Origin of the sequence: Achromobacter dolens (assembly GCF_902859745.1) — a bacterium.
In the GTDB taxonomy this organism is placed as follows: domain Bacteria; phylum Pseudomonadota; class Gammaproteobacteria; order Burkholderiales; family Burkholderiaceae_B; genus Achromobacter; species Achromobacter dolens.
On sequence record NZ_CADIJW010000040.1, the window covers coordinates 45,338 to 51,648 of the forward strand.

The window sequence follows — 6,311 nt, forward strand, 5'->3', positions numbered from 1 at the left end:
ACTCGACATGCTGGCAACCTCTTCCATTGAACTCATCGGCAACACCCCCCTGATCACGTTGAGCCGGGCGCACGACGGTCCCGGCCGAATCGTGGCCAAGGCCGAATTCCTGCAACCGGGCGGCAGCGTCAAGGATCGCGCCGCCAAGGCCATCCTGCTGGCCGCGCGCGCCGATGGCCGCCTGGCGCCCGGCATGCCGGTGGTGGAGATGACCAGCGGCAACATGGGGGCGGGCCTGGCCGTGGCCTGCGCCGCGCTGGGGCATCCGCTGGTGGTCACCATGTCGGCGGGCAACAGCCCGGCCCGCGCCCGCATGCTGGAAGGACTGGGCGCCGAGGTGGTGCTGGTGCCGCAGGTCGATGGCGCCCCCGGGCAGGTCACCGGCGCCGACGTCCAGGCGGCGGCCGAGGTGGCGGCGGCTTTGGCGCGCGAACGCGGCGGCTTCTACGTCGACCAGTTCAACGCCGTCGAATGCATGGCCGCGCACGAAAGCGGCACCGGCCGCGAAATCCTGCAACAGCTTGGCGCGCCCGTGGACGGCTGGGTCGCGGCCGTCGGCACCGGCTGCACCTTCATGGGCGTGGCGCGCGCGCTCAGGGAGGCCAACGCCGCCACCGTTTGCGCGGCGGTCGAGCCGCTGGGCTGCGAAGTGCTGGCCGGCGCGCCGGTGACCAAGGCGCGCCACCTGATCCAGGGCACCAGCTATGGCGCGGTGCCGCCGCACTGGGATCCGTCCCTGATGGACCTGAGCATTGCGGTCACCGACGACGAGGCGCAGGAATGGCGGCGCCTGCTGGCCGTGCGCGAGGGCCTGTACGTGGGTTATTCCGCCGCCGCCAATGTATGCGCGGCCGCCAGGCTGCTGCGTTCGGGCCGGCTGCGTGCGGACGCGACGGTGGCCACCGTGCTGTGCGATACGGGCCTGAAATACTAGCAAGCGGGTTTTCCACAGCATGCCCGGGCAAGACTATCCACAGCCCTGTGAAAATCCTGTGGATTGCCTGTGAATTGGCTGTGGACGAATGGGGATAACTTTTTCCGGCCCTGCTGTGGAAAAGTCGCTTGCGGCGGTTTCCGGAGCAAAGCGCAGGCGATAAACGCGACCGCCGCCAGGGGAACAAGCCGTGAAGGCCGGCGAAAAGCGCTCGACAGACATAGAATCGGGCGGCCCGCGGGCCGCCCGATGTGTATTGCGCGGGGTGTCGGCCGCGCGTGGACGCAGCCCTTACAGCCCTTACAGCTTCAGCCCCAGCGCCTTGGCCACGCCCGCCGCGTAGGCCGGATCGGCCTTGCGGAAGTGTTCCAACTGGCGGCGCTGGATTTCCTCGGGCACGCCGGCCATGTGGCGGCCGATGTTGCCGAACAGCAGTTCCTGCTGCGCCGGCGTCATCAGGCGGAACAGCGCGCCCGGCTGCGAGTAGTAGTCGTCATCGACGCGGTGGTTCCAGCGCGCGGCGGCCTGGCCGTCCAGCGGCAGCGGCGGCTCGCCGGCCGACGGGGTTTCCTTCCATTCGCCGGCGCTGTTGGGCTCGTAGTTGAGCGTGCCGCCGGCATTGCCGTCGACCCGGCCCGCGCCGTCGCGGTGATAGCTGTGGAACGGGCAGCGTGGGGCGTTCACCGGGATCTGGTGATGGTTGATGCCCAGGCGGTAGCGGTGCGTGTCACCGTAGGAGAACAGGCGGCCCTGCAGCATCTTGTCCGGCGAGAAGTCGATGCCGGGCACCACGTTGGCGGGCGTGAAGGCGGCCTGCTCGACCTCGGCGAAGTAGTTCTCCGGGTTTTTGTTCAGTTCCAGCACGCCCACTTCGATCAGCGGGTAATCGCCGTGCGGCCACACCTTGGTCAGATCGAACGGATTGATGTGATAGGTCTCGGCTTCGGCCGCGGGCATGATCTGCACTTTCAGCGTCCACTTCGGGAAGTTGCCCTGCTCGATGTTGTCGAACAGGTCGCGCTGCGAGCTCTCGCGATCGTGGGCCACGACCTGCGCGGCTTCCTCGTCGGTCAGACAGGCGATGCCCTGCTGCGACTTGAAGTGGAATTTCACGTAGAAGCGTTCGCCTTCGGCATTGACGAAGCTGAAGGTGTGCGAGCCGAAGCCATGCTGCTGGCGCAGGTTGGCCGGAATGCCGCGGTCGCTCATCAGGATGGTGACCTGGTGCAGCGATTCGGGGCTGAGCGACCAGAAATCCCAGGCCGCCGTGGCGCTGCGCAGGTTGGTCTTGGGGTCGCGCTTCTGGGTGTGGATGAAGTCGGGGAACTTGAGCGGGTCGCGGATGAAGAACACCGGGGTGTTGTTGCCCACCAGGTCCCAGTTGCCTTCGTCGGTGTAGAACTTGATGGCGAAGCCGCGCACGTCGCGCTCGGCGTCGGCGGCGCCGCGTTCGCCGGCCACGGTCGAAAAACGCAGGAACAACGGAGTCTGCTTGCCGACCTTGGAGAAGATGCTGGCGCGGGTGTACCTGGTGATGTCGTGGGTGACGGTGAAGGTGCCGTAGGCGCCCGAGCCCTTGGCGTGCACCACGCGTTCGGGGATGCGTTCACGGTCGAAATGGGCGAGCTTTTCTATCAGCCAGAAGTCCTGCAACAGCGCCGGGCCGCGCGGACCGGCGGTCAGGGTGTTGGTGTTGTCGGCCACCGGGGCGCCCGAGGCGGTGGTCAGATGCTTCTTGTCGGTCATGGACACACTCCCTACGTAATTCCTGGAATGCGCGGCGCCGGGGCCGCGCAGCGTGATCGGATACCGCCCGGGACATTGCCGGCCGGGGGATATCTCCGACACATCATAGGGGTCAATGTTTGCAGTGTGAAGTTGATTGATCTATAAAATTTGATTGAAAATAACTATCAAGTGCGCGACTTCCGGCCCATCGGCGCCAAACTCCTCGCAACGGGGACGAAAAAAAACCGGCCCCTGGGGGCCGGCTTTTCATGGCGCGAATGGGAATCAGCGGTTGGCCGCGGCTTCCGTCTTGCGCTGCATGGCGCGCGTGATGGACCACTGCTGCGCGATCGACAAGGTGTTGTTGACGCACCAGTAGAGCACCAGGCCGGCCGGGAAGAAGAACATCATCCCGCCGAACACCAGCGGCATGATCATCATGACCTTGGCCTGGACGGGGTCCGGCGGCGTCGGGTTCAGCTTGATCTGCAGGAACATGGTGGCCATCATGATGGCGGGCAGAATGAAGTACGGGTCGCGGATCGACAGGTCGTGCACCCACAGGATCCACGGCGCGCCGCGCATTTCCACGCTGGCCAGCAGCACCCAGTACAGCGAGATGAACACCGGGATCTGCACCACCATCGGCAGGCAGCCGCCCAGCGGATTGATCTTCTCGGTGCGGTACATCTCCATCATGGCCGCGTTGAGCTTCTGCTTGTCGTCGCCGTACTTTTCCTTCAGGGCCTGCAGGCGCGGGGCGACCTGCTTCATGCGGGCCATGGAGCGGTAGCTGGCGGCGGCCAGGGGGTAGAACAGCGCCTTGATCAGCACGGTCAGGGCGACGATGGTCCAGCCCCAGTTGCCCAGGATGGAATGCAGCCAGGTCATCAGCGTGAACAGCGGCTTGGCGATGATGGTCAGCCAGCCGTAGTCGACCACCAGTTCCAGGCCGGGGGCGAGCGCCGCCATGGCCTTCTGGTCCTGCGGACCGACCCACAGGTGCGAATCGACGCGGGCGGCGGCGCCCGGGGCGATCTCGCCGACGGCTTCGATGGTGCGGGCGGCGTACAGGTTCTTCTGCACTTCCAGCACTTCGTTGTTGCGCGGCTTGCCTTGCGGCGGCACCCAGGCGGTGGCGAAGTAGTGCTGCACCACGGCGATCCAGCCGTTGTCCGCCTGCTTGATGTAGTTGGCCTTCTTCTTCTCGATGTCGGCGAAGGTCATCTTCTGGAACTTGTCCTGTTCCGAGTAGACGGCAATGCCGGTGAACGTGTGATAGAAGCTGGAGGTATCGGCCGGATCGTTGCCGTCGCGCTCGAGCTGCAGGTACAGCGCCGGCGTCACGGGGGCGGCGCCGACGTTGGCCAGGTCGTGGCGCACGTCGATGTCATAGCGGCCGCGATGCAGCGTGAAGGTCTTGGTGACCTTGACGCCACCCGATTCGGCTTCGAACGCCACCACCAGGCTGTCGCCGGTCATCTGGCGGTCGGTCGAGACCACGCGGAACGGCGTCTGGTGGGTGGGGAAATTCTGGCCGTTGGCGGCGCCGACCACGCCGGTCTGGGCAACGTAGTTCAGGCCCGCGGTGCGGTCCAGCAGCACGGTGGGCTTGTCGGGCTGGCCGGTGGCCGGGTACTTGAGCAGCTCGGCGCGCACCAGTTGGGCGCCCAGCGTGTCGAAGGTCAGGCGCAGCACGTCGGTGGTGACGACCACTTCTTCCGAGCGCGTCGGCACCGGCGCGGCGGCGCCAGGCACGGCCGAAGGCGCGGTGGCGGCGGTCGCGGGCGGCGCATTGGGCACCGAGGGCGTCGCGTTGTTCGCGGCGGCCGGCGTGCCGTTGGCGGTCGTGCTGGCCGTGGGCGTGGGCGCCCCGAACAACGACGGTTTGCCGTTATGGATCTGCCAGTTGTTCCAAAGGAGCAACAGCGAGAAGGAGAAAATCATCCAGAGGACGGTTCGTCGGATATCCATGGTGCCTACTGAAGTGAATACGGGCCAGCAAAGCCCGCCAGTTTAGCGTCAATCATGCTCGGTGCGGTGGCCATGGGAGCAGCAGGCCCCGCGCTTGGTTCCCTTGTCGGCGGGAACCGGGTCCCAGCCGCCGGGCGACCAGGGGTGGCAGCGGCCGATGCGTCGCAGCATCAGCCAGAAGCCGCGCCAGGGTCCGTGGCGCTCGATCGCCTCGATCGCGTACGCCGAGCAGGTCGGGGTGAAGCGGCATTGCCGGCCGATCCAGGGACTCAGGAAAAACCTGTAGAACCGGATCGGGGCAATGAGGATTGCGGCCCCCACGGAACGCCCGCGCTGCGCGCGGCCTGCCTGCCGGGGGGATGGGCCGTTCATCGCGCGATCCGCTCGAAGTGAGCGTCCGCTTCGGCCCGGGCCGCCTGTTTCAGCGCGGTGAGCGTGGCGGGCGTCACCTTGCTGTGCAGCCGGACGACGTAGTCTTTCGCCGGCAACCCCAGCCGCCGGTGGCGGAACGCCTCGCGGATGACCCGCTTGAGGGCGTTGCGCGTGGTGGCGTGGGCAGCGAAGCGCTTGGCGATCACCAGGCCAAGCCGGGCACAGGGAGCCTGGCCGGGGGGCAGATCGTTGGAAGCGGCGCTCACAACGAAAAACGCCCCTCGGGCCAGACGCCGGCCTTTGAGGGCGGCGGCGAACTCGGAGGGGCGATGCAGCCGCGCCTCCGGCGGAAGCGTGGCGCGCGGCATGGACTGCGGGTCAGGCGTGGGTCAAGTGTCTGCGCGACAGCGAGACTTAGACGGCCAGACGCTTGCGGCCCTTGGCGCGGCGAGCGTTCAGGATGGCGCGGCCAGCGCGGGTCTTCATGCGCACGCGGAAACCATGGGTGCGCTTGCGGCGGGTAACGGAAGGTTGGTAGGTGCGTTTCATGGACGATCCACAAAAAGAACAAAAGTCAGAAGGGACCTGCCCGGAGGGTTCCTGGTCGCAAATCCGGTAGCGGGTATCTAGTAAGCGTTTCGCTGCGAATCGCATGTGATATGCGGATTCGCTGGCAAAGACAGGCTTGTAGACGGGGCTCTGGTCCGGGCAATACCCGGGCGACCTATTCAGCAAGGCACAGTTCCGGGGGCGGGGTAAGTGTAACCATTACCCTATTACCCGTGTGAACCTGGGCCTTCTGCGAAACCTTCTGACAGACAGAATTCGGAAAAGCCCACCATTTCAGCAAGTTTTCCCTGTCTTGTCAAACAGTTAAGGGGGCAGATTGTGCACGCCCATGCCCTACCCTGTGGATAACCCGTGCCCAGGCAAGGTAGAATCGAGGTTTGAATAAGAGCGACATGAAAGAATTCTGGCAGACCTGCGTCAGTCGTCTTGAGCAGGAACTCCCCCCCCAACAAATCAGCGCGTGGATACGACCGCTGGTCCCGCTTGCGTATGACGAAACGCAGGCGGTGCTGCGCGTTGCCGCCCCCAACCGGTTCAAGCTGGACTGGGTGCGCAAGAACTTCTCCCACCAGATCGAAGCGTTGGCCGCGGAGTGGTTCGAGCGTCCGGTACAGGTCCTGTTCGAATTGCCCACGCAAGGCGCCACCCCGCGCATGCCGGTGGCGCCGGTGCGCGCGCAGCCGCCCGTGCAGACCGCGCCTTCGGCCGCCGCGCCCCTGGGCGGCGCGCCACC

7 protein-coding genes are annotated in these 6,311 nt (G+C 66.1%); 2 read left to right on the forward strand and 5 right to left on the reverse strand.

Going from position 1 to position 6,311, the window contains the following annotated elements:
- The first annotated feature begins 7 nt into the window (after window positions 1-7).
- Complete coding sequence (locus HV783_RS22295; RefSeq protein WP_175189876.1) at window positions 8-934, forward strand: PLP-dependent cysteine synthase family protein; 927 nt, start codon at window positions 8-10, stop codon at window positions 932-934.
- A 300-nt stretch (window positions 935-1,234) separates the two neighbouring features.
- Here HV783_RS22295 and HV783_RS22300 read toward each other — a convergent pair whose 3' ends face one another.
- From HV783_RS22300 to rpmH, 5 genes are all read right to left on the reverse strand, one after another.
- Entirely contained in the window at window positions 1,235-2,680 is a 1,446-nt protein-coding gene (locus HV783_RS22300; protein ID WP_116791269.1) for a catalase, read from the reverse strand.
- A gap of 267 nt (window positions 2,681-2,947) precedes the next feature.
- Window positions 2,948-4,636 carry a membrane protein insertase YidC gene (yidC, locus tag HV783_RS22305; protein WP_064527385.1) on the reverse strand — a complete coding sequence of 563 codons (1,689 nt, stop codon included), beginning with the start codon at window positions 4,634-4,636 and terminating at the stop codon, window positions 2,948-2,950.
- A 48-nt stretch (window positions 4,637-4,684) separates the two neighbouring features.
- Window positions 4,685-5,008: a membrane protein insertion efficiency factor YidD gene (gene yidD, locus HV783_RS22310; protein WP_049077350.1), complete on the reverse strand. Its 324-nt coding sequence runs from the start codon at window positions 5,006-5,008 to the stop codon at window positions 4,685-4,687.
- Window positions 5,005-5,376, reverse strand: a complete 372-nt coding sequence (locus tag HV783_RS22315; RefSeq protein WP_026382422.1) for a ribonuclease P protein component — start codon at window positions 5,374-5,376, stop codon at window positions 5,005-5,007. Before HV783_RS22315 ends, yidD begins: the two co-directional genes overlap by 4 nt.
- 46 nt (window positions 5,377-5,422) lie before the next feature.
- Window positions 5,423-5,557: a 50S ribosomal protein L34 gene (gene rpmH / locus HV783_RS22320; RefSeq protein ID WP_003816025.1), complete on the reverse strand. Its 135-nt coding sequence runs from the start codon at window positions 5,555-5,557 to the stop codon at window positions 5,423-5,425.
- A gap of 413 nt (window positions 5,558-5,970) precedes the next feature.
- Here rpmH and HV783_RS22325 point away from each other — a divergent pair.
- Window positions 5,971-6,311: DnaA N-terminal domain-containing protein (locus tag HV783_RS22325; protein ID WP_302477814.1), on the forward strand; the 341-nt coding region annotated here is incomplete at its 3' end.

Bases quoted from the DNA above. Each gene is read 5' to 3' on its own strand.
- HV783_RS22295 (WP_175189876.1), top strand. From the start codon at position 8: ATGCTGGCAACCTCTTCCATTGAACTCATCGGCAACACCCCCCTGATC.
- HV783_RS22300 (WP_116791269.1), bottom strand. From the start codon at position 2,680: ATGACCGACAAGAAGCATCTGACCACCGCCTCGGGCGCCCCGGTGGCC.
- yidC (WP_064527385.1), bottom strand. From the start codon at position 4,636: ATGGATATCCGACGAACCGTCCTCTGGATGATTTTCTCCTTCTCGCTG.
- yidD (WP_049077350.1), bottom strand. From the start codon at position 5,008: ATGAACGGCCCATCCCCCCGGCAGGCAGGCCGCGCGCAGCGCGGGCGT.
- HV783_RS22315 (WP_026382422.1), bottom strand. From the start codon at position 5,376: ATGCCGCGCGCCACGCTTCCGCCGGAGGCGCGGCTGCATCGCCCCTCC.
- rpmH (WP_003816025.1), bottom strand. From the start codon at position 5,557: ATGAAACGCACCTACCAACCTTCCGTTACCCGCCGCAAGCGCACCCAT.